This is a genomic window from Novosphingobium sp. FW305-C-30-35 (genome assembly GCF_058783135.1).
Genome location: NZ_JBYSYJ010000001.1, coordinates 2,795,032 through 2,815,993 on the forward strand (window position 1 = coordinate 2,795,032; position 20,962 = coordinate 2,815,993).

Below are 20,962 nucleotides of genomic sequence, written 5' to 3' on the forward strand. Positions count from 1 at the left end.
CGGCCACCCCGAAGCGAAGGGACGCAACCTCGGCAATCCGCAAGCAGGGCTAGCTGCTTCGGATTGCCTTTTCTTTTGTGACTTAACGAAACGGCGGTTCGTTAAAGGCGCGCAGCTTGCGGCTGTGGAGGCGGGGGCCTTCCTGTCGTAGCAGGTCACAAGCGGTCGTGCCGATGGCGAGATGGGCGGCGATGGCTTCCTCGTAGAAGCGGTTCGCATGGCCCGGCAGTTTGATCTCCCCGTGCAGAGGCTTGTCCGAGACGCACAGCAGGGTGCCGTAGGGCACGCGGAAGCGGTATCCCTGAGCAGCGATGGTCGCGCTTTCCATATCGATGCCTACAGCCCGCGATAGCGACAGGCGGCGGGCGGAATGGGTGTAGCGGAGTTCCCAATTGCGATCGTCGGTGGTGACGATCGTGCCGGTGCGCATGCGCTTCTTGAGATCGGTGCCGCCTTCGCCTGACACGAGCTCCGCCGCCTTCTGCAGTGCCACCTGCACTTCGGCAATTGCGGGAATAGGGATTTCGGGCGGCAGGACGGGATCAAGGACGTGGTCATCGCGCAGATAGGCGTGGGCGAGGACGTAGTCGCCGATCTTCTGGGTCGGCCGCAAGCCGCCGCAATGACCGATCATCAGCCAGGCCTCGGGGCGCAGCACCGCGAGATGGTCGCAAATCGTCTTGGCGTTGGAGGGGCCGACGCCGATGTTCACCAGCGTGATGCCCGACTTGTCCGGCGCCACGAGGTGGTAGGCCGGCATCTGGTGACGCCGCCAGGCGGTGTCGGACAGGCGGGCGCGGGCGTTCTCGGTTCGTGCATCCAGGGAAAGGCCGCCCGCGCCGGTGAGGGCGATGAAATTCTCGCCATCGATCTTCTGCGCGGCCCAATCGACGAACTCGTCGACATAGCGGTGATAGTTGGTGAACAGGATGTAGCGCTGGAAATCGTCGATCTGCGTCCCGGTATAATGCGCCAGGCGGGCGAGACTGAAATCGGTGCGCAAGCCGTCAAACAGTGACAGCGGCAGCGGGCCATCGCCCACATCATAATCGGCATCCGCGATTTCGTCGCCGATGTGGGCGAGGTCCGTGGCGGGGAAGTGCTGCGCCAGTTCCTGCGGGTTTATACGGCCGATCTGGGCGCCATAGGCACCGTCGAGCACATAGGGGAAGGGTATTTCCTGCCGCGAGGGGCGGACCGCGATCTCGACCTCGAAGCCTTCGCGGATCAGGTCGATCTGCTCCTTCAGGTAATCGTCGAACAGCGCGGGCCGCGTGACCGTGCACGAATAGTCACCACGCTGGGTGAGACGTCCGAACGCCCTCCCTGTCGATTCATGGCTTGGCTCCGCATTGAGGCGGACGTGCAGTTCGGGGTAGCAGTAGCTGCCGTCGGTCCGCCTCGCGGGCGGGGGCAGAGTGCCGTGGTTGGCGTAGTCCGCTATGTCGGCCCTGAGCGTGGCGACGGCGTTGTCGTAGATGCGGGAAAGTTCGGCGACGATCGTTTCAGTTGTTTCCATCCCCACTTGTCTAGCGCGGCTGCGTGTCCCTGCAAAGACACAGCCATGCGCACGAAGTCAGCAATCCAAACAGGTCTTGCGCCTTGCAGGCGTTCGAATGATAACGCTGTCAAATATTGGGAGAACCACGAAGATGCGCCTTGGATTGAGTTCGCTTGCGATAATCGCGCTGATGGGAGCCGGCTCGGCCTCGGCCCAGAACACCACTGCCGCCGTGGCACCCATAATTGATGTTCACATGCACGCCATGGCCGACGCGCCCTGGGCCACGCCCGTTTGCCCGAATCAGGCCCGCTTCGAAGCTTCGGATCCGAAGAATGGACCCGAAGCACCGTTCGGCTGGTCCAGCGAGGAGTGTTCGCCCAAGCTCTATCCGGCACACAAGGGCGAGTACATGAAGGCAGTCCTGGCCGAGATGGAGCGCCTCAATGTGCGCGGCGTCGTCTTCGGCGATGTCGAGGCGGTGAAGACGTGGCAGGCGGCGGCGCCGGCGCGCGTCATTCCAGGAACTGCGTTCGGCCGGGTTGAAGGCGGGGATCCAGCCAAGCAGCTCAAGATGCTGGAGGTTGCCTTCACCAAGGAGGGCTTCAAGGTCATGGGCGAGATCGGCTTGCAGTACGAAGGCATCTCGCCATCGGACATGCGCGTCGATCAGTACTTCGCGCTGGCAGAGAAGCTGGACATTCCGGTGGCGATACACATGGGCACGGGCGGTTCTGGCCGCGCCAACATTGCGATGCCGACGTATCGCGGCTCGATGGGCAACCCGCTGTTGCTGGAGGAATTGCTAGCGCGACACCCGAAGCTGCGGGTGCAGGTGATGCATGCCGGGTATCCGATGATCGACAACATGCTGACGCTGCTGCAGGCCAACAGCCACGTCTATGTCGATATTGCCGGACTGATCTGGAGCTACCCGCGCAAGGACGTGAACCGCTACATCGAGCGGCTTGTCGATGCCGGCTTTGGCGACCGCGTGATGTACGGGACGGACCAGCTCGCATGGCCTGGGCTGATGGCTTACTCGATCGGGCTGATCCAGAACGCGGACTATCTGAGCCCAGAGCAGAAGCGCGACATTCTCTACAACAATGCCGCGCGCTTCCTGCGGCTGGAACCCGCGAAGTAAGGCCAAGGAAAAAGGGGCGCCCCGAAGGACGCCCCCAATTCTATTGCTAAAAAGCGATGAAGCCTCACGCTTCGGTCGCTTCCTCGCCGCCTTCCAGCAGCTCAGCCGGGATTTCGCCCGGTTCTGCGTTCGGATCGTAGGCTTCGGTGAAGCCGCCGGTCTCGTTGTCGAACATCGCGTCGATGACGTTGACGCCCTTCGACTGCAGTTCGGCTTCGTCGGGCGAACGCGCGACGTTGACCTTGACGTTCACCGAGACTTCCGGGTGCAGCGAGACCTTGACGTCGTAGACGCCGAGGGTCTTGATCGGGCGCTCGAGCACGATCATGGCCTTGCTGACCTTGGCGCCCTGTTCGACCAGAGCGTCGGCGATGTCGCGAACCGAGACCGAGCCGTAAAGCTGGCCAGCGTTCGAAGCGGCGCGGATGAGCACGACTTCCTTGCCTTCGACGTTGCCCGATTCATTCTGGGCGTCTTCGCGGCGGGCGGCGTTTTCGGCTTCGATGCGGGCGCGGTTGGCTTCGAAGACCTTGCGGTTGGCTTCGTTGGCGCGCAGGGCCTTCTTGTTGGGAAGAAGGAAGTTGCGGGCGTAGCCGTCCTTCACGGTGACTTCGTCACCGATCGAACCCAGCTTCTCGATGCGCTCGAGCAGGATGATCTGCATGGGTAGCGCTCCTTACTTCACGATGTAGGGCAGGAGGCCGATGTGCCGGGCGCGCTTGATCGCCTGGCTCAGCTCACGCTGCTTCTTCGCCGAAACGGCGGTGATGCGCGACGGAACGATCTTGCCACGCTCGGACATGAAGCCCTGCAGCAGGCGCACGTCCTTGTAGTCGATCTTCGGCGCGTTCTTGCCCGAGAACGGGCAGCTCTTGCGGCGACGGAAAAACGGACGAGCCATGTCTTATTCCCCTTCGCGTTCGCGGCGACGGCTGCGCTCGCGATCGTTCTTGCGCATCATCACGGACGGGCCGGCTTCATGCTCGTCAACGCGGACGGTCATGTAGCGGATCACGTCTTCGTTGATCTGCGTCTGACGCTCGAGCTCGGCGATCACGTCGCCCGAAGCTTCGATGTTCAGCAGCACGAAGTGCGCCTTGCGGTTCTTCTGGATCTTGTATGCCAGCGAACGGAGGCCCCAGGTCTCGGTCTTGGTGACCTTGCCGTTGTTGCTCTCGACGATTTCGGTGGCGGCGGCCGCGAGCGTATCAACCTGAGCCTGGCTCAGATCCTGGCGCGCGAGAAAGACATGCTCGTAAAGCGGCATGCTTCGTGCTTCCTTATCTAACTAACCGATCGCTGGCTTGTCCGCGGGATTGCGGGGCCCCTCCGGCTTTCTTCGGTTTTCACGGGACATCCCGCGAAGGGGCGGCGCATAGCGATTCTGGCGTGGAAAGCAAGCCTGAACTTGGCCGGGGTTGGCTTGCCAAGGGCTGATGACTTGCCTTTAATCGCTCCATTAAGGGAGATGCAGGATGCTGGTCAAAGTCGAACGCCACGATGCCGTGGCCGTGGTTACGCTCAACCGCCCGGAAGCGATGAACGCCTTGTCTTCGGCTATGCGCGCCGAACTGGCGCAGGTGATGCGCGATGTCGATGCGGACGAAAGCATCCGCGCGGTCGTGCTGACGGGAGCAGGGGGGCGTGCGTTCACGGCTGGGCTCGATCTCAAGGAGCTTGGGTCCGATACCTCGAAGCTGGGCGATGCCAACGCCGGTGAGGCCGAACGCAATCCGGTCAAGGCGGTGGAGCAGTGCCGCAAACCGGTGATCGGTGCGATCAATGGGGTGGCCATCACCGGTGGCTTCGAACTGGCGCTGGCATGTGATGTGCTGATCGCCAGCGAGAACGCGCGCTTTGCCGATACCCATGCGCGCGTCGGAATCATGCCCGGCTGGGGGCTCTCGCAGAAGCTCTCGCGGATGATTGGCATTTCGCGAGCCAAAGAGCTGTCGCTGACGGGCAACTTCATCGGTGCGGATCAGGCCTGCGCCTGGGGGCTGGTGAACCGCGTGGTTCCGACAGCAGACCTCCTGTCCACATGCATTGCGCTGGCGCAGGACATGGCAAGCATCGAGCCGCGTATGACAACGGCTTACAATGCCTTGATCGACGACGGCTACGCCTTGGCCTTCGCTGAGGCACTGGCGCTTGAAGGCCAGGTCTCCCGTGCAATGAACGGGAAGGTCGATGCGAGGCAAGTCGAAGCGCGCCGCCGCGAGGTAATGGAGCGGGGCCGCGCGCAGGGGTAAGGGGGCCGCCGCCCATGCTCGTCAGAAGCGCGCAGGCGAAACCGGCGGGGCAGCAGAGGCGGTCTGCTTCAATGGGGCGCCACAGAACAGGATCGAGGTCAGGTTTGTGGTGCGGACGGCGAGGTAGCTCAAGACCGCCAGCAGCAGGACAGCGCCGGCGCTGACCAGCCATTGGGCCTCGGCCGGCAGGGGTAGTGACCGTGCCTGCGGCAGGACGATCATCGCCCAGACCAGGTGGAAGAGATAGATCGCCAGTGCGCCGTCGACGAAGAAGGTCACGACCTTGCTCGGTCCTCTCACTGCCCAGGCCAGCAGGCGAAACAGCGCAAGCGACATGAGATAGGCCAGCGGCAGTTCGAGCGCGCGCAGCGTCAGCGTCCCGGCGAGGTCAGGATAGATTTCCTTGCCCAGCGCAGGTCGGATAAGCGGATCGAGCGGGACGTAGGGTACCAGCAGCACTGCGATGCCGGGAATGATCCAGCGGCTGCGCAGCGCGAAGATATGCTCGCCAAGCTGGCCGTGCCAGGCCACCACACCAAGCGCGAACCCCGCGGCGTGGAACACGTATTGCTGCCACAGCAGGGTCTCGCTCGGCGCGTTCGGGATCGGCGGGACCTGTTCGATTGCGTAACGCAACAGGCCCCACAGCGCGAGCGAGGCCAGCAAGACCAGCCCTCCGGGGCCTTCGAGCAGCATGGCGCGCCGGACACCGGAGCCGGGCTTCAAGCGCTGCATCGGCATGGCGGCATAGGTGACGCAGAAGCCCAGCAGCACGACCAGAAACCAAAGGTGATCGAGCGCCAGGGGCAGTCCGAGAAAGGTCGGCGATGCCTTGTGCAGTAGCAGGTCCTGCAAGCGGAACTGCACCGCGCCGAGTGTGATAAGGCTCGCCGCGAATGGCAGGCCAAGCCGCCGGGCCCGCTCCGCCAGCCACGCTTTCGTGCCTTTCCGTTCGCGGATCATGCCTGCAAAATACCCGGCCAGCATGAAGAAGGCGAACATGCGGAACACGTGTGTCAGCGAGGCCCAGCCACCGATCACCAGCGATTGCTGGAAGTCTGTTGCGGGCGGTGCGCTCTCGAAGATCGCCTTGGTCGCGACGTGAAAAGGCAGGCCCAGCAGCAGCAGCAAGGCACGGGCGGCATCGAGATGGTGCAGGCGTTTCGCGGGCGAGGACATCGTCGCGCTCTAGCGGTTCCCGCCCGTCTAAGCGAGATAGGCATTCCTATCGGTGGCATCGTCGACGGGCGGACGGCGTTAGGGTGAAAGTAACCACCGCCGTTTAGCCTGAGACGCTGAAAATCCTGCAACTTTTGCTTGAACGAAACTGTCTGATGGTCAGAGGCATATTCAGGGGCCTGGTAAAGCCGGGGGCAGTAGCAAGCGCTGACTGCCCTTCCGCGAAGCCCCCTGCCGGCTCTCCGGCCATGGATCATGTCGATTCAGCGGTCCGGCTTGCGGTTCTGGACGGGTTCGAAGAGGGCGGTCTGGGCTGGCTTTGGGCCACGGACGGCGAAGGCCGGTTGAGCTATATCACGCAGACGATTCTCGACCATGCACAGTCGTATATCGGGCGCCCTTTTCCGAGCGTGGTCGAAACCGACAACAGCGCCGCCGCAGGCCAGCCATCGCGTTCCCTGGCTTTCCAGTTCTCTGCCCACAGCCGGATATCGGATGTCATCGTGCGCTTTGCCGTCCGCCGTGATGACCAGCGTTGGTGGTCCTTGTCCGGACAGCCAAGGTACACGCCGGAAGGCACATTCACCGGTTACGTGGGCTTTGCCCGTGACGTGACGCAGGAATATGCGCGGCAACGCGAGGATGAACGCGCCGCCGAATTCGATTCACTGACCGGTCTTTTCAACCGGCATCGCATGACGCGCAGGTTGGATGCCATACTGGCGGCCTATCGCGCTTCCGGCCGCTGCTGCAGCTTGCTGATGCTCGATCTCGACAAGTTCAAGCACGTCAACGATACGATGGGCCATCCCGCCGGGGACGAACTGCTGCGCCAGGTGGCCGAACGCCTGCGCAAGGTAGTCGGGGATCGTGGCGATATCGGCCGCCTCGGCGGTGACGAGTTCCAGGTCATCCTGCCCGACATCGAAGATCGTGGCCGTTTGGGCGAGCTGGCCTCCAAGCTGATCCAGATGATCTCGCAGCCATATGCCATCGAAGGCAAGCGTGCAGTCATCGGCACTTCGGTTGGTGTTGCCGTGGCGCCGCACGATGGCGAGGACCGCGAAGCGCTGGTGGCATCGGCCGACCTTGCGCTCTATGCCGCCAAGAACGGCGGTCGGGGGCAATTCCGCTTCTTTTCGGCCGAGCTCAAGGACGAGGCGCAGGAGCGCACGGTCCTCACCGAAGATCTGCGGGAAGCACTGGGGCGCGGTGAACTGGAACTGCATTACCAGCCTGTCGTCCGGATTGCCGACAACTACGTGGTGGGATTCGAGGCGCTGATGCGCTGGAATCATCCCGAACGGGGACCCATCGCGCCTTCGGTGTTCATTCCGATCGCCGAAGAGAGCAACCTCATCGTTCCCTTGGGGGAATGGGCCTTGCGGCAGGCTTGCGCCGATGCAGCCCAGTGGCCGGACAATGTGCGCTTGTCGGTCAACGTCTCGGCCGTGCAGTTTGCCGTGTCCGGTTTCGTCAATGCAGTGGCGTCTGCAGTGGCGACGAGCGGGATCGATCCGGAGCGTCTGGAGCTCGAACTGACCGAAACCGTGTTCATGCGGGACAGCGAAGCGGTTGACGAGGTGTTTGCGTCGCTGAAAGGGCTGGGTGTGCGCCTTGCCCTCGATGACTTCGGAACGGGCTACTCCTCGCTCAGCTATCTGCGTTCGGCTCCGTTCGACAAGCTCAAGATCGACCGCAGCTTTGTCGAGACTTGTGCGGCTAAGGACAACAACAGCGCCAAGATCATCTCCGCGATCATCGGTCTGGCCGAGGCGCTCGGCATGGAGACGACGGTTGAAGGCGTCGAGGCGTTCGACCAGCTCGACGTGGTGAAGAAGCGGGGGGCCAAGCTCGTGCAGGGACACCTCTTTGCCCGCGCCATGCCTCTGGCCGAGGTGGAGGCCAAGCTTGAGAGCGGTGATCTGAAGCTTGAGCCCAACGGCCCGAAGCGGCATCGCCCGGAAAGAAGGTCGGTATTCCGCCGCGTGACAGTGATCCATGAGGACCACCGCTACGAAGCCGTCATGCGCGACCTTTCTCGTACCGGTGCGCGGATCGACGGCTTGCTCGGCGTGCCGGTGGGGACTAGTCTTGTCGTAGACTTGGGCGGGGGGCAGCTGGTCGTCTCTATGGTGGTGCGTTCGGAGGAGGCGGTAATAGGCGTCGAATTCGAACAGCCCCTGACCAGCGATGGTGCTGGTGGCCTGTGCACACGTCACCGGGTGCCGCCATCGACGTTACAAGCTGCGGGCGCTGCTGCGGAACCGAAGGGCAAACCGCGCTTCATCCAGGTTGCCGTGCCGGGCTCGCGCGAGAGAACCTGACAAAATTGCGCTGAACGGGACCCTTGCACTCGTCTCATCGTTCCCGCACATCGCACTTTCGATTTTCCGCCTCTGCAAGGATCCCAACCAGAATGCCTACCGGCCTTGTCGCCCTGCTTGACGACGTGTCCGTCATCGCCCGTGCCGCTGCTGCCTCGCTTGACGATGTGAGTGCCGCCGCAGCTAAGGCCGGGACCAAGGCCGCGGGCGTAGTGATCGACGACGCGGCGGTGACCCCCTCATACGTGACCGAATTCACCCCGGATCGCGAACTGCCGGTCATCGCGCGCATCGCCAAGGGCAGCCTGTTCAACAAGCTGGTGATCCTGCTGCCTGCGGCACTGCTGCTAAGCGCGTTCCTGCCATGGGCGATCACGCCCCTGCTGATGGCCGGGGGGCTGTTCCTCTGCTTCGAGGGGGCGGAGAAGCTTCTGGAAAAGCTGGGGGCTGAGAAACATGGCCAGACCCTGGAAGACCAACCGGCTGACGCAGCGTCATTCGAGAATGAACGGGTTTCCGGTGCAGTGCGGACCGACCTGATCCTGTCGGCCGAGATCATGGCGATCGCCCTGGCCGAAGTGGCTGATCAGGGCATCGTCCAGCAGGCGCTGATTCTGGCGCTCGTCGGTGTGGTCATCACCATCGCGGTTTATGGCACCGTCGGCTTCATCGTGAAGATGGACGATATCGGACTGCATCTTGTGAAGCGGACCTCGGCCACGGCCAAGGCCATCGGCGGGTTTCTTCTGCGAGCGATGCCAGTGTTGCTGGCAGTGCTGGCCACGGTCGGCACGGCGGCGATGCTTTGGGTCGGCGGCGGCATCATCCTCCATGGGCTGGAGGTTCTGGGCATCTCGGGGCCGGCACACCTTGCACACGAGGCGCAGCATTGGGTGGAGCATGCAACGGGCGCACTTGGTGGAGTGCTGGGCTGGTTCACCTACGCGGTGCTTTCTGCCTTGGTCGGCGTGGTGCTTGGTACGATCGTCGCCTTTGTCGTGCATGCCATAGGCAAGGCGCGCGGCAAGCACTGACGCTTCAGGCTGCGCGGCGGACGGGCGCCTGCTTCGGCGAATGACCCTCGCGATAGTGGCGGATGGCAAACTCGCTCACCAGGCGTTCGAACACAGCGTCGTGCAGGCGATGTTCGAACTCCAGCCCCGAGACCCGATCCCGGCTCCACACCACGAACGCCAGCTTGGGCTGGAGGCCTGGCAGCATCAGGTAGAGCGGTTCGTCGATCCGCAGCTTCTCGAGTCCCTCGATCCTCGCGCCGTAAGGATTGAGATCCTTAAGCATAACCGTTGACCGTATTGCGCCGTGCTTGCAGCGAACCGGAAGCTCGATTCCCACGCGTGAGGCGCGGCGCTTTACATCGAGTTCTTCGGAACTGGTATCCAGCCACATGACAGGTCCTCCTCTGGTATTAACCACATGGATAAGGACGGAGCGTCGGGACAGGATTTCAGGGCGGTACGTGTTTGCCACAAGACCCGTGCGTCAGTTGCAAGCGGCACAGCTTGATTTGCAAGTGTAACGCGAGGCCAGCTTGCGCTGGATCAAGGCTCCGACTGTTGAGGGCATTAATCACGCATCAGCTTCACAGGATGCCAAGGAGATCCTCATGACCGCCGCAAGCCTTGCCGAACTCGCCCCGCTTCGTCCCTTTGCAACGCGCGACGGCACGCGCCTGGATGTGCGTGCGGCCTTTCCCGAAGACGAGGCGGTGCTGGAAAGCTTCTTCGAAAACGTCAGCGCTGAGGACCGCCGCTTCCGTTTTCTCGCAGCAAGCCGCCATGTCGGACACGACCAGCTCTATCCACTGACCCATTGCGATCACTGGCGCACTGAAAGCTTCCTGGCATTTGATCATGAGAGCGGGGTGCTCGTAGCCTCGGCGGTACTCGCCTGCGACGCCAAGATGGAGACCGGGGAAATCGCCGTCTCGATCCGCAACGACTGGCGCGGTCGCGGCATCGGCTGGGCGATGCTCGACCTGCTTGGTGAAGAAGCGCGCAAGCGCGGGCTGCGGCGCGTGATCTCGATCGAGGATCGTGACAACCATGCCGCCATCGAACTTGAGCGCGAACGCGGCTTCGTGCCCCGTGCCATCGATGGTGACCCGCGCCTCGTGCTGCTGGAAAAGCGCTTCGACTGACGCAGGTCCTCGGGTCGCATCGAGGCTGCAGCCGGGGCAGGGGAAGGCCTGCTCCGGCTTTTGTTACTCAGGGTAATCGGGCGAGCATATCCCGCGCAAACAGCGAAAGCGTGTCGTCGCGCGCGCCCATGATTACGATCCGGTCGCCCGGGCGGGCAAGGACAACGATCCGGTCGGCGCAATCATCGCGCGAGGGGAGGTATTCGGCCTGCCCGCCGTGCTCGCGGATCATGCCGACGATGCGCTCTGACCCGACCGAGCGATCCACCGTTCCACCGAAGTACACAGGATCGCACAGGATCGTGACGTCTTCCGGAGACAGTCGGGTCGCCAGGACTTCTGCGAGTTCGTGGCCCATCTGTCGCAGCGGACCATAGCCGTGCGGCTGGAAGAACGCGATCACCCGGCCCGGGTGGGCCTTGAGGGTGGCGAGAGTGGCCGCGACCTTTTCAGGGTTATGACCGAAATCGTCGATGACCGTGATCCCGCCGGCGCTGGTGCCGACGATGTCGAAGCGGCGGGCCAAGCCGGAAAAGCCTGCAAGGTGCCGAACACCGTCGTTCAGCGGTACTCCGGCGGCCTGCGCTGCAGCAAGGGCCGCCAGCGCATTGGCAAGGTTGTGGCGGCCCGGCACCTTGAGCGTGAGCGGATAGGCGGCGCCGTCGTTGCGGTCGATGACCGTCGCGGAGATTGAAGTGGGCCCTTCCGCAATCGTGCCTGGTTCTACGAAGATGCGCGCATTGCCTGCAAACCCGAACGTCACTGCCTTGTTTGCGCGATGTACCAGTGCAAGGCTTTCCGGGTCATCGGCGTTAATTACTGCAATCGCCGCCCGGCCGAGGAAATCGCCAAACAACTCGTGCAGTTCCTCAAGGCTCTTGTGATCGAGACTGACGTTGTTCAGCACTGCAATCGAAGGATCGTAGAGCGCGATGGAGCCATCGCTCTCGTCAACCTCCGAAACAAAAATGCCGCCAGTGCCGACTCTTGCGGAGGCGAACGGTGCATCCGCCGCAACAAAGTTCTTCATCACCGCGCCGTTCATGATCGTGGGATCCCGCCCTGCGGCGGTGAGGATCCATCCGATCATCCCCGTCACGGTGGATTTGCCGCTGGTGCCGCCCACCGCAATGCTATGCGCACTCGCGTTGAACAGTCTCGACAGCAACTCTGCGCGGCTCATACGCTCACAGCCGAGCGCCTTGGCTTGGACGACTTCGGGGACAGTATCCTCGACAGCCGCCGAGGCTACGAGCACTTGGCCTGCCGAGGTCAGGCCTGAACCATCCTGCGCAAACAGCTTAAAGCCGAGCGTTTCCAGCCATGCGAACTTCTCCGGCGTCCTGCCCTGATCGCGGCTGCGGTCAGACCCTGCAACCTGGGCCCCCATTCCCCGCAGGATCAGCGCAAGCGGCAACATCCCCGAGCCGCCGATCCCGCAAAAGAACCAGTTGCGCGTGGTGAGATCGGAAGGGGCTGCAGGATCGGTCGTGGTCATGCCCTTGCGGTATGCGCCCGCGCGGCTGGTGACAACCATCCGATTGCCGCTTTTACCGCAGCGGAGAAACCGGCTAGGGAATGCGGGTGACCAGACGCATCGCCATCTGCGCGCCTTCGACGCCGTTCACACGGGAAGACGCCGCGCGCGTGACTGCCTTGGCCGAGGCGGAATCCCCCGAACTCGAACTTGTTTTCCACGAACAGTGCTTTGTCAGCGATGGGCACTTCGCCGGATCGGACGCACTGCGGCGCGCAGCATTCGTCGAATGCGCCAATGATCCCGCGTTCGAGGCGGTTTGGTTCGTGCGCGGTGGTTACGGCGCCAATCGCATCGCCATGGATGCGTTGCCCGAGCTCAGCGCGTCGGCCTATGACAAGCAGTATCTGGGCTACTCGGACGGCGGGACTTTGCTCGGACTGCTGTACCGCGCCGGCATTGGCCGGCAGGTCCATGCACCTATGCCGGTCGATCTGCGCCGGCCGGGCGGCGAGGCTGCTGTCCTGCGCACGCTGGATTGGCTAAACGGAGGTCGTGCCGGCCTTGAACCTTCGCTTGCCGGCGGGAAGCCCGCCGTCGCATTCAACCTGATGACGCTCGCAATGCTGTGCGGAACGCCGCTGATGCCGAACCTTTCCGGGCACGTCGTGATGGTCGAGGAAGTTGCCGAGTACCTCTATGCGGTGGACCGGCTGCTGTTCCATGTCACCGGCAGCCTTTCCCTGGTCGGCGTGGCAGGGCTTCGCCTTGGCCGCGTCAGCGACGTGCCTGAAAACGACCGCCCCTTCGGTTGCGAGGTCGAGGACATGGCGCGACACTGGTGCTCGCGCACCGGGATCGCCTATCTCGGGCAGGCCGACATCGGCCACGATATCGACAACAAGATCGTCCCGTTCGGGCTTGCCTGAAGAGAACGGCGGCAATAGGGCGCGCGCCACAGTAGTGACGGCAACCAATTCGGGCGCGATTGAGGAGAGTTGCAATGCGAGCTTTCGTTTTTCCGGGGCAGGGCAGCCAGAAGGTCGGCATGGGCCTCGAACTCGCCGAAGCCAGCGCCGTGGCGCGCGAAGTGTTCGAGGAAGTTGACGACGCGCTTGGCCAGAAGCTTTTCCAGATCATGAAGGAAGGCCCGGAAGACGCTCTGACCCTTACCGAAAACGCCCAGCCCGCGATCATGGCCAACGCCATCGCCGTGCTGCGCGTACTCGAGAAGGAAGGGGGCATCACGCTAGCAGAGAAGGCCGATTTCGTGGCCGGGCACAGCCTTGGCGAATATACTGCGCTTTGCGCTGCGAGCGCGTTCAGCCTTGCCGATACCGCACGCTTGCTGAAGCTGCGCGGCCAGTCGATGCAGGCTGCGGTGCCTGTCGGACAGGGCGCGATGTGCGCGCTGCTGGGGGCCGACATCGAGAAGGCGACTGCCCTGGCCGAAGCTGCGGCCGAAGGAGAAGTCTGCACTGTCGCCAACGACAATGATCCGACGCAGGTCGTGCTTTCCGGCCACAAGGCGGCGATTGAGCGCGCGGTGGCGATGGTCAAGGATCATGGCATCAAGCGCGGCGTGCTGCTGCCGGTGTCCGCGCCGTTCCACTGCCCGCTGATGCAGCCTGCGGCCGATGCCATGGCCGAGGCGTTCGAGAAGACTCCGCCGGCTGCGCTGCGCGTCGCGCTTTTCGCCAATGTCACCGCCGCAGTGGTGACCGATCCTGCGGAAGTGAAGCGCCTGCTGGTCGAACAGGTCACCGGCCGCGTCCGCTGGCGCGAAAGCGCGATGGCGATGAAGGATGCGGGTGTGGAGCAGTTCGTCGAACTCGGCGGCAAGGTCCTCGGCCCCATGATCAACCGCTCGGTTGCCGACGTGTCCGTCACTAGCGTCATTGGCATGGCCGACATCGAAGCCATCCTCAAGGAGCTCTGAGCCCATGGAAAATCGTCTTTTCGACCTCACTGGCATGACCGCCCTCGTCACCGGCGCTGCCGGGGGCATCGGCTCCTCGATCTGCCATGCACTGGCAAAGCAGGGTGCCCGCATCGCCCTGTCGGGCACCAATCCCGCCAAGCTGCGCGCCTTCCGCGAGGAACTGAACGACACATACGGTCATGACCACGTCGAGATCACCTGCGATCTTTCGAACACCGAGCAGGTCGAGCATCTCGTCCCGGCGGCGATGGACACGCTGGGCAAGCTCGACATTCTGGTGAACAACGCCGGCATCACCCGTGACAACCTGGCCATGCGGATGAAGGACGAGGAATGGGACGCGGTCATCCGCGTCAACCTCGAAGCCGCGTTCCGCCTGATGCGCGCCGCGACCAAGCCGATGATGAAGGCCCGCTTCGGCCGCATCGTCACCATCACCAGCGTTGTCGGTGCGACCGGCAATCCCGGCCAGGTCAACTATGCAGCGGCCAAGGCCGGACTGGTCGGCATGTCCAAGTCGCTGGGTCAGGAACTCGCCAGCCGTGGGGTGACTGTGAACTGCGTCGCGCCCGGTTTCATCCGCACGGCGATGACCGATGTGCTGCCCGATGGCCAGAAGGACGCGCTCAACGCCCGCATCCCGATGGGGCGCATGGGCGAGGGTTCGGACATCGGCGCTGCCGTCGCCTATCTCGCCTCGAAGGAGGCGGGCTACGTCACCGGCCAGACGCTGCACGTCAATGGCGGCATGGCGATGATGTCGTAATGCTCTCCTGAGCCCCGCCACAGGCTGATTCTGGCGGTTTTATCCCCAACTTAGGGGACAAGGGCGGGGCCGGTGCTTGCCGAGTCCCGCCTCTGCGTTAAGACAGGTAGTCCGAACCAAACGCCGGGGAGCGTGATTCCCCGGTTCAGCCATATTCACGGGGCAGGGCCGTCCGGCCGCTCCCGGGGGGATCGAGACGAGAATGAAGGCGACGATCGAACGCGCGACGCTCCTGCGCTGCCTGTCCCACGTCCAGTCGGTGGTCGAGCGCCGGAACACGATTCCGATCCTGTCCAACGTGCTGATCGAGGCCGCGCCCGACAACACGGTCCGTCTGATGGCGACCGACCTCGATCTCCAGATCGTCGAGACCATGGCTGCCGTCTCGGTCGAAAGCCCGGGGGCCATTACCGTTTCGGCGCACCTGCTGTTCGATATCGCGCGCAAGTTGCCGGATGGCTCGCAGGTCAGCCTTGAGACGTCGGACAATCGCATGATCGTGAAGGCTGGCCGCAGCCGCTTCCAACTGCCGACGCTGCCGCGCGATGATTTCCCGGTGATCGTCGAGGGTGACTTGCCCACCAGCTTCGAAGTTCCCGCGCGCACGCTGGCCGAACTGATCGACCGCACCCGCTTTGCGATCTCGACCGAAGAGACGCGCTATTACCTCAACGGTATCTTCCTCCACGTTTCGGACGATGCGCAGCCCGTGCTCAAGGCCGCCGCCACCGATGGCCACCGCCTTGCCCGCTTCACCATCGCTCGCCCCGAAGGCGCAGAGGGCATGCCCGACGTGATCGTGCCGCGCAAATGCGTGGGCGAGCTGCGCAAGCTGCTGGAAGAAGTGCTCGATTCGGCCGTGCTGATCGACCTTTCCGCCAGCAAGGTCCGCTTCACCCTTGGCGGTGAAAACGGCGTAGTGCTCACCAGCAAGCTGATCGACGGCACCTTCCCGGATTATAGCCGAGTCATCCCGACCGGCAACGACAAGCTGCTCAAGCTTGATCCGCGCTCGTTCTTCGAAGGCGTCGATCGCGTGGCGACGATCGCCACCGAGAAGACCCGCGCCGTGAAGATGGCCTTGGAGAATGACCGCGTGACGCTTTCGGTCACCAGTCCGGACAACGGCACTGCTGCCGAAGAACTCCCGGCAAGCTATGCTGCCTCCGGCTTCGAGATCGGCTTCAACGCCAATTATCTGAAGGACATCCTCAGCCAGATCGACGGCGACACGGTCGAACTGCACCTTGCCGATGCCGGAGCGCCGACGCTCATCCGCCGCGATGATAAGTCACCTGCGCTTTATGTGCTGATGCCGATGCGCGTCTAATGCTACTACGGTCCGTGCGATGCACGGACCGGCGGCCGGCACCGGTCTGATCACCATCGTTACAAGACACGATGTTGGGTTAACGAAAGTAAGTTTTGCCTCTCGTAGTGCCACTGTAGTGCCAATTACCGTATTTGAAGCGCAAGGTAGAATAGCGTGCTCGAACAGGAGTATCGAGCATGCAGAGTTCCCACGATCCCCAGGCGGTGGCCAAGAAGCTGGCTTTCTTTAACATCGGCAGCGAGGATCTGGCCCGCTTCCCTGAGATCGCATCGGCGTTGCGCAAGCACGCACCGCCTGCACTGGACAATCTTTACGACCAGATTTCCGCAACCCCGGAGACATCCCGCTTCTTCGGTTCGCGCGCTGCGATGAACCATGCTCGCGACAAGCAGATCGAGCATTGGGCCGGGATGTTTGGCGGCTCTGTCGACAAAGCCTATTTCGACAGCGCCGAGCGGATTGGCAACGTGCATGCCCGGATCGGACTTGAGCCGGGCTGGTATATTGGCGCCTATGCCTCCGTGCTCGAGACCATCGTAAACAAGATGTTCACAGGCTTCACGGCAATCTTCCGTCGGCGGCAGGTGGCCAAGTCTGTCGGTTCCATGATCAAGATGGCGCTGCTGGACATGGAGGTGGCGCTTTCGACGTACTTCAAGGCCGAGGAAGCTGCGCGAGTTGCGGTCATCGACGAAGTGAGCGCAACCTTGCGCGCGATGGCGGAAGGTGATTTCGCCACTCCGGTGCCGGATTTGCCGACAGCGTTTGCGGAACTGCAGAAGCATCTCGACGGCATGCGGGTCCAGGTTTCAGGCGTGTTGCGCAACGTGGCCGACACATCCGGCTCGGTTGACGTCGGGGCCAAGCAGATCCGCCAGGCTTCCGACGATCTGGCGCGCCGTACCGAACAGCAGGCGGCGAGCCTGGAAGAAGCATCGGCGGCGGTCACTGCGCTGGCCTCAACCGTCAATACGACGGCCGGCGATGCGGCGCACATGCACGATTCGGTTCAGCAGGCGCATGGCGAGGCGATGCGGGGCGGCGAAGTCGTCAGCGAAGCGGTCCAGGCCATGAACGATATACACAATTCGGCGCAGGAGATCGGCAAGATCATTTCTGTCATCGATGGCATCGCGTTCCAGACCAATCTGCTTGCGTTGAACGCGGGCGTAGAGGCGGCCCGTGCCGGAGATGCCGGCCGCGGGTTCGCGGTGGTGGCCACCGAGGTTCGCGCGCTGGCGCAGCGCACTGCGGACGCCGCCCGCGATATCAAGCACCTGATCACGGCCAGTTCGACACAGGTAGAGCGCGGGGTGAGCCTTGTAGGGCAGACCGGGGATACCTTTGCCCTGATCGTGGAGCAGGTCGGCCATGTCGCCCAGCTTGCCAGCAGCATCGCCGCGATGGCGCAGGATCAGGCTGGCAGCATTGGCCAGGTTCGCGAGACCGTGCGTGAGATGGACACCATGACCCAGCAAAACGCTGCGATGGTCGAGGAAGCCACGGCAGCGGCACGAAGCCTTGCGGGCGAGGCCAACCGCCTGTCTTCGCTGGTTTCGCAATTCAGGCTTGAGGGCAACTTCGGCCATTCTGCGAATGCAACGTTCCGCAACGCTGCCTGAATTAGCGTGAAAGCTGGCAGGCCCGCCCCCGAACGAAGGGGCGGGCCTGCCTGCGTCATTCTGCTGCTTCGAGGAGCTCCGCCCGCTGCGGGCCGCGGATCAGCACGCCCGGCGTCGCCCCGGTCCATTCTCCCTTGCGGAACGTCACCTTGCCGCCCTTGATGGTGTAGTCATACCCCTCGGCTTTCTGAAGCAGGCGCTTGCCGCCCGCAGGCAGGTCAAACGCCAACCAAGGCTTGAGCAACTTGATGTTGTCGAAGTCGATGATGTTGATATCGGCCAGGTATCCCGGTGCCAATATGCCGCGATCGTCCAGCCCGTAGAGCCTCGCCGTATCGTGGCACTGGCGCTTCACGGCATGTTCCAGGCTGATCCTGCCGCCACGCTGGCGATCCCGGACCCAATGCTGTAGCATGAACGTCGGACTGGCCGCGTCGCAGATCGTTCCGCAATGCGCTCCGCCATCGGAGAGCGAGTTCACGGTATCTTCGGATGCTTGCAATGCCTCCAGGAAATCGAGGTTGCCATCGGCGTAATTCAGGATCGGCAGGTAGATGAAGCCGGTTCCGTCATTCTCCATCAGCTTGTCGTAAGCATAGGCGTCCGGCGCAACGCCTGCCGACTTTGCACGGGCGAGCACGCTGGCTTCGGCCTGCGGCTCGTAATCGAAGCCGTCGTCCATGATGAATTGGTTGTGCCAGCCTTGCGAGATCATCATCAGCAGGCCGATGATGTCGCTTTCCGGGTACTCGTTTGCTTCGGACAGGACTTTCTCGCGGAAGGCCGGGTCCTTGAGGTGGGCGAGTTGCTCTTTCCATGGTAGGTCGGCAATCGCCACATAGCTTGGCCGGAAGCGGAAGGGGTGGATCGTGCCCTGCCAGGCCATGATCACGCCGTTTCCGCGCAGAGCGATCTGGGCGACGATGTTTGCCCCTTGCGCGTTCTGGCGGCGCATTTCCGCAATCTGTTCCTCGAGCGGCATTTCCTTGGCGATGGACTGCAGCGCCGCATAGGTGACGGGCAGCCCGGTCTCACGGCTGAGCGCCCCCATCCAGCCGAATTCATCCCATTCGCGGCGCATGTCGGAAGCCATTTCGAACACGCCATGGCCAACACGGCCCATCGCGCGCCCGATCTCGATCAGCTCTTCCGCCGTGGCCGTGGTGCCGGGGACCACTTCACCGTCGACCGACTTGTGGATCACCGTGCGGCTGGTCGAAAACCCGAGCGCGCCGGCACGGACACCTTCCTCGACGATCTCTGCCATCTTGCGGATGTCGTCCTCGGTCGGGATTGCACCCGGTTTCTCGCGATCACCCAGCACATATGCGCGTACCGCCCCATGCGGCACGTGCGTGCCGATATCGACCGCGCGCGGCATCTTCTCCAGCGCATCGAGGTACTCGGGGAAAGTCTCCCAGTCCCAGGTCATGCCCTCGGCCAGCGCAGTGCCCGGAATGTCTTCCACGCCTTCCATCAGGCCGATCAGCCAATCGTGGCGATCAGGCGCGGCGGGGGCGAAGCCGACGCCGCAGTTGCCCATGACCACGGTGGTCACACCATGCCAGGAAGAAGGCGCCATTTCGGCGTCCCAAGTCGCCTGACCATCGTAGTGCGTGTGTACGTCCACCCACCCCGGCGCAACGACACGGCCGGTGGCATCGATCTCCTCGGCAGCATCGCCGCGCACAGTGCCGACGGCGGCAATTAGGCCATTTTTTACGGCAACGTCACCGGTAAAGCGCGGCGCGCCGGTTCCGTCGACGATCGTCCCATTGCGGATGATCATGTCATAGGCTGGCATAAGCTGGCTCCTTCTCCCCGCGCAGGCCGACTCAAGCTGGTCGCCTGTCGCGTTAACCGGGCGATTAAGTCAGAGGTTTGCCCGACGGTCAACTGTGCGGGCGGAGCGTTGCATCAATCATGGCCGCTGGCCCTAATCATCTCTTCGACGTCCACGAATTTCTCGCGCGGAGCATCGTCCCGTGCGCGCAACGTTTCGGCTTCCTCAATCTTCTTCCAGTCGTCGAAGCTGACCACGTCCAGCTTGCGGGCCGCTGCGAGGGCATCGAAGCCAACGCGCCCGGTCTTGCGTTGGCTCTGGGGAAAGTCCTCGGCGATCATTTCGACGATGCCGAAGCCATCCGGACGGTTGGTGCCGATCGTGCCCGAAGGCCCCCGCCGCGCCCAGCCCACGCAATAAAGGCCGGGGAGGATGCGCCCTTCGTCATTGGCAAAGCGGCCGGCGCGATCATCGAAGGGCACGCCTTCGATCGGCGAAGTCTGGTATCCGATGCACGAGATCACCAGGTTCGCCGGAATTTCGTAGAACTCGCCTGTGCCGACCGCGCGGCCCGCCTCGATACGCGTGCGCTCAACGGAAATCGCCTGCACCTGGCCTTCGCCCATCAGCCCCTGGGGCGAGGCGAAGAAATCGAATTCCACCTCCAGCGGCAGGTCGGCGCGATGGCTTTCCGGGATGGCCGCGAAAGAGCGCAAATGTGTCACGGACTTGCGGATGCCCGGTTCAAGCAGCGCGTCTTCCACTTCTTCGGGCAAGTCGCGCGGATCCACCCACGGGGCGGTGCGGGAAAGGTGGCCAAGCTCACCCAGTTCCTTGGGCGTCATCATGATCTGGTGAGGTCCGCGCCGCCCGAGAATGACAATTCGCTTGATCTTCGAGGCCATCAGCCGTTCAAGCGCGTGCGCCACGATGTCGCTTCCGGCAAACTCCTCGCGCGTCTTGGAAAGGATGCGCGTCACGTCGAGTGCGACGTTGCCCATGCCGATGACTACGGCGGTGTGGCCGGACAAATCAGGATCGAGCGCGGCGAATTCCGGGTGGCCATTGTACCATCCGACAAAGGCCGCGCTGCCGAAGACGTTTTTCAGATGGTCGCCCGGAACGCCGATGTCCTTGTCACGTGGCGCGCCAGTGGCAAGCACGACCGCGTCGTACAGGCCCTGCAGTTCGGCAATCGAGACGTCCTGGCCAACCTTGACGTTACCGACGAAGCGCACGTTGTCGGCAAGCGCGGTCTGTTCATAGCGCCGGGTTACGCCCTTGATCGACTGGTGATCCGGCGCGACCCCGAAGCGAATGAGGCCGTAGGGCACCGGCAGCATGTCGAAGATGTCGATGCGGACGTCATCGCCCCACTGCTTTTGCGCGGCTTCCGCGGTGTAGTACCCGGCCGGTCCCGAACCGACGATCGCGATATGCCGCATGGCCTCTCCTCAGCCTTTCGAGTCTTTCTT

General features: G+C 63.2%; 19 protein-coding genes. 10 read left to right on the forward strand and 9 right to left on the reverse strand.

Annotated elements, in window-relative coordinates; all coding sequences use genetic code 11:
• Window positions 1–82: 82 nt before the first annotated feature.
• Entirely contained in the window at window positions 83–1,525 is a 1,443-nt protein-coding gene (locus AC3WLM_RS13895; RefSeq protein WP_492477651.1) for an AMP nucleosidase, read from the reverse strand.
• A gap of 166 nt (window positions 1,526–1,691) precedes the next feature.
• Here AC3WLM_RS13895 and AC3WLM_RS13900 point away from each other — a divergent pair, with 166 nt between their 5' ends.
• Window positions 1,692–2,648, forward strand: coding sequence for an amidohydrolase family protein (locus tag AC3WLM_RS13900; RefSeq protein ID WP_492477652.1), 957 nt, complete (start codon window positions 1,692–1,694; stop codon window positions 2,646–2,648).
• Window positions 2,649–2,712: 64 nt separating this feature from the next.
• On the opposite strand, the gene rplI is transcribed toward AC3WLM_RS13900, so the two are convergent.
• From rplI to rpsF, 3 genes are read right to left on the reverse strand one after another with little or no spacing between them, the layout of a single operon-like run.
• Window positions 2,713–3,312 carry a 50S ribosomal protein L9 gene (rplI, locus tag AC3WLM_RS13905; RefSeq protein WP_039334765.1) on the reverse strand — a complete coding sequence of 200 codons (600 nt, stop codon included), beginning with the start codon at window positions 3,310–3,312 and terminating at the stop codon, window positions 2,713–2,715.
• 12 nt (window positions 3,313–3,324) lie between these two features.
• A complete protein-coding gene (gene rpsR / locus AC3WLM_RS13910; protein ID WP_011445073.1) occupies window positions 3,325–3,549 on the reverse strand; it encodes a 30S ribosomal protein S18 in 225 nt (74 codons plus the stop codon).
• 3 nt (window positions 3,550–3,552) lie between these two features.
• Complete coding sequence (rpsF, locus tag AC3WLM_RS13915; RefSeq protein ID WP_039334770.1) at window positions 3,553–3,915, reverse strand: 30S ribosomal protein S6; 363 nt, start codon at window positions 3,913–3,915, stop codon at window positions 3,553–3,555.
• 208 nt (window positions 3,916–4,123) lie between these two features.
• Between rpsF and AC3WLM_RS13920 the strand changes: the two genes are divergently transcribed.
• On the forward strand, window positions 4,124–4,900 hold the full coding sequence (locus tag AC3WLM_RS13920; protein WP_492477653.1) for an enoyl-CoA hydratase: 777 nt from the start codon (window positions 4,124–4,126) through the stop codon (window positions 4,898–4,900).
• Window positions 4,901–4,921: 21 nt separating this feature from the next.
• Here the strand turns inward: AC3WLM_RS13920 and AC3WLM_RS13925 are convergent, their stop codons facing one another.
• Entirely contained in the window at window positions 4,922–6,079 is a 1,158-nt protein-coding gene (locus tag AC3WLM_RS13925; RefSeq protein WP_492477654.1) for an acyltransferase family protein, read from the reverse strand.
• A 248-nt stretch (window positions 6,080–6,327) separates the two neighbouring features.
• On the opposite strand from AC3WLM_RS13925, the gene AC3WLM_RS13930 reads away from it, so the two are divergent.
• On the forward strand, window positions 6,328–8,406 hold the full coding sequence (locus AC3WLM_RS13930; protein ID WP_492477655.1) for an EAL domain-containing protein: 2,079 nt from the start codon (window positions 6,328–6,330) through the stop codon (window positions 8,404–8,406).
• Between the two features lie 92 nt (window positions 8,407–8,498).
• Window positions 8,499–9,440, forward strand: a complete 942-nt coding sequence (locus AC3WLM_RS13935) for a DUF808 domain-containing protein (RefSeq protein ID WP_492477656.1) — start codon at window positions 8,499–8,501, stop codon at window positions 9,438–9,440.
• A 4-nt stretch (window positions 9,441–9,444) separates the two neighbouring features.
• Here the strand turns inward: AC3WLM_RS13935 and AC3WLM_RS13940 are convergent, their stop codons facing one another.
• Window positions 9,445–9,813: a hypothetical protein gene (locus tag AC3WLM_RS13940; protein ID WP_492477657.1), complete on the reverse strand. Its 369-nt coding sequence runs from the start codon at window positions 9,811–9,813 to the stop codon at window positions 9,445–9,447.
• A 217-nt stretch (window positions 9,814–10,030) separates the two neighbouring features.
• Here AC3WLM_RS13940 and AC3WLM_RS13945 point away from each other — a divergent pair, with 217 nt between their 5' ends.
• On the forward strand, window positions 10,031–10,564 hold the full coding sequence (locus AC3WLM_RS13945) for a GNAT family N-acetyltransferase (protein WP_492477658.1): 534 nt from the start codon (window positions 10,031–10,033) through the stop codon (window positions 10,562–10,564).
• Window positions 10,565–10,631: 67 nt separating this feature from the next.
• Here the strand turns inward: AC3WLM_RS13945 and AC3WLM_RS13950 are convergent, their stop codons facing one another.
• Window positions 10,632–12,062: a glutamate ligase domain-containing protein gene (locus AC3WLM_RS13950; protein WP_492477659.1), complete on the reverse strand. Its 1,431-nt coding sequence runs from the start codon at window positions 12,060–12,062 to the stop codon at window positions 10,632–10,634.
• Between the two features lie 80 nt (window positions 12,063–12,142).
• Between AC3WLM_RS13950 and AC3WLM_RS13955 the strand changes: the two genes are divergently transcribed.
• The 5 genes from AC3WLM_RS13955 to AC3WLM_RS13975 all read left to right on the forward strand — a co-directional run bounded on the left by AC3WLM_RS13955 (window position 12,143) and on the right by AC3WLM_RS13975 (window position 17,704).
• Entirely contained in the window at window positions 12,143–12,970 is an 828-nt protein-coding gene (locus AC3WLM_RS13955) for an LD-carboxypeptidase (RefSeq protein ID WP_492477660.1), read from the forward strand.
• A gap of 74 nt (window positions 12,971–13,044) precedes the next feature.
• Window positions 13,045–13,980, forward strand: a complete 936-nt coding sequence (gene fabD, locus AC3WLM_RS13960) for an ACP S-malonyltransferase (RefSeq protein ID WP_492477661.1) — start codon at window positions 13,045–13,047, stop codon at window positions 13,978–13,980.
• A gap of 4 nt (window positions 13,981–13,984) precedes the next feature.
• The gene (gene fabG, locus AC3WLM_RS13965) at window positions 13,985–14,749 is read left to right on the forward strand and encodes a 3-oxoacyl-[acyl-carrier-protein] reductase (RefSeq protein ID WP_465123237.1); all 765 of its coding nucleotides are present in this window, start codon (window positions 13,985–13,987) and stop codon (window positions 14,747–14,749) included.
• A 202-nt stretch (window positions 14,750–14,951) separates the two neighbouring features.
• On the forward strand, window positions 14,952–16,079 hold the full coding sequence (gene dnaN / locus AC3WLM_RS13970) for a DNA polymerase III subunit beta (RefSeq protein WP_062343443.1): 1,128 nt from the start codon (window positions 14,952–14,954) through the stop codon (window positions 16,077–16,079).
• 179 nt (window positions 16,080–16,258) lie between these two features.
• Window positions 16,259–17,704: a methyl-accepting chemotaxis protein gene (locus AC3WLM_RS13975; RefSeq protein ID WP_492477662.1), complete on the forward strand. Its 1,446-nt coding sequence runs from the start codon at window positions 16,259–16,261 to the stop codon at window positions 17,702–17,704.
• Window positions 17,705–17,759: 55 nt separating this feature from the next.
• Here AC3WLM_RS13975 and AC3WLM_RS13980 read toward each other — a convergent pair whose 3' ends face one another.
• Together AC3WLM_RS13980 and AC3WLM_RS13985 are read right to left on the reverse strand one after the other, a co-directional pair.
• Window positions 17,760–19,508, reverse strand: coding sequence for an N-acyl-D-amino-acid deacylase family protein (locus tag AC3WLM_RS13980; protein WP_492477663.1), 1,749 nt, complete (start codon window positions 19,506–19,508; stop codon window positions 17,760–17,762).
• A 113-nt stretch (window positions 19,509–19,621) separates the two neighbouring features.
• Window positions 19,622–20,932, reverse strand: coding sequence for an FAD-dependent oxidoreductase (locus tag AC3WLM_RS13985; protein WP_492477664.1), 1,311 nt, complete (start codon window positions 20,930–20,932; stop codon window positions 19,622–19,624).
• Between the last annotated feature and the right edge of the window lie 30 nt (window positions 20,933–20,962).

Bases quoted from the DNA above. Each gene is read 5' to 3' on its own strand.
- AC3WLM_RS13925 (WP_492477654.1), bottom strand. From the start codon at position 6,079: ATGTCCTCGCCCGCGAAACGCCTGCACCATCTCGATGCCGCCCGTGCC.
- AC3WLM_RS13920 (WP_492477653.1), top strand. From the start codon at position 4,124: ATGCTGGTCAAAGTCGAACGCCACGATGCCGTGGCCGTGGTTACGCTC.
- dnaN (WP_062343443.1), top strand. From the start codon at position 14,952: ATGAAGGCGACGATCGAACGCGCGACGCTCCTGCGCTGCCTGTCCCAC.
- rpsR (WP_011445073.1), bottom strand. From the start codon at position 3,549: ATGGCTCGTCCGTTTTTCCGTCGCCGCAAGAGCTGCCCGTTCTCGGGC.
- fabG (WP_465123237.1), top strand. From the start codon at position 13,985: ATGGAAAATCGTCTTTTCGACCTCACTGGCATGACCGCCCTCGTCACC.
- rplI (WP_039334765.1), bottom strand. From the start codon at position 3,312: ATGCAGATCATCCTGCTCGAGCGCATCGAGAAGCTGGGTTCGATCGGT.
- fabD (WP_492477661.1), top strand. From the start codon at position 13,045: ATGCGAGCTTTCGTTTTTCCGGGGCAGGGCAGCCAGAAGGTCGGCATG.
- AC3WLM_RS13980 (WP_492477663.1), bottom strand. From the start codon at position 19,508: ATGCCAGCCTATGACATGATCATCCGCAATGGGACGATCGTCGACGGA.
- AC3WLM_RS13940 (WP_492477657.1), bottom strand. From the start codon at position 9,813: ATGTGGCTGGATACCAGTTCCGAAGAACTCGATGTAAAGCGCCGCGCC.
- AC3WLM_RS13945 (WP_492477658.1), top strand. From the start codon at position 10,031: ATGACCGCCGCAAGCCTTGCCGAACTCGCCCCGCTTCGTCCCTTTGCA.
- AC3WLM_RS13930 (WP_492477655.1), top strand. From the start codon at position 6,328: ATGGATCATGTCGATTCAGCGGTCCGGCTTGCGGTTCTGGACGGGTTC.
- AC3WLM_RS13955 (WP_492477660.1), top strand. From the start codon at position 12,143: ATGCGGGTGACCAGACGCATCGCCATCTGCGCGCCTTCGACGCCGTTC.
- AC3WLM_RS13935 (WP_492477656.1), top strand. From the start codon at position 8,499: ATGCCTACCGGCCTTGTCGCCCTGCTTGACGACGTGTCCGTCATCGCC.
- rpsF (WP_039334770.1), bottom strand. From the start codon at position 3,915: ATGCCGCTTTACGAGCATGTCTTTCTCGCGCGCCAGGATCTGAGCCAG.
- AC3WLM_RS13950 (WP_492477659.1), bottom strand. From the start codon at position 12,062: ATGACCACGACCGATCCTGCAGCCCCTTCCGATCTCACCACGCGCAAC.
- AC3WLM_RS13900 (WP_492477652.1), top strand. From the start codon at position 1,692: ATGGGAGCCGGCTCGGCCTCGGCCCAGAACACCACTGCCGCCGTGGCA.
- AC3WLM_RS13985 (WP_492477664.1), bottom strand. From the start codon at position 20,932: ATGCGGCATATCGCGATCGTCGGTTCGGGACCGGCCGGGTACTACACC.
- AC3WLM_RS13975 (WP_492477662.1), top strand. From the start codon at position 16,259: ATGCAGAGTTCCCACGATCCCCAGGCGGTGGCCAAGAAGCTGGCTTTC.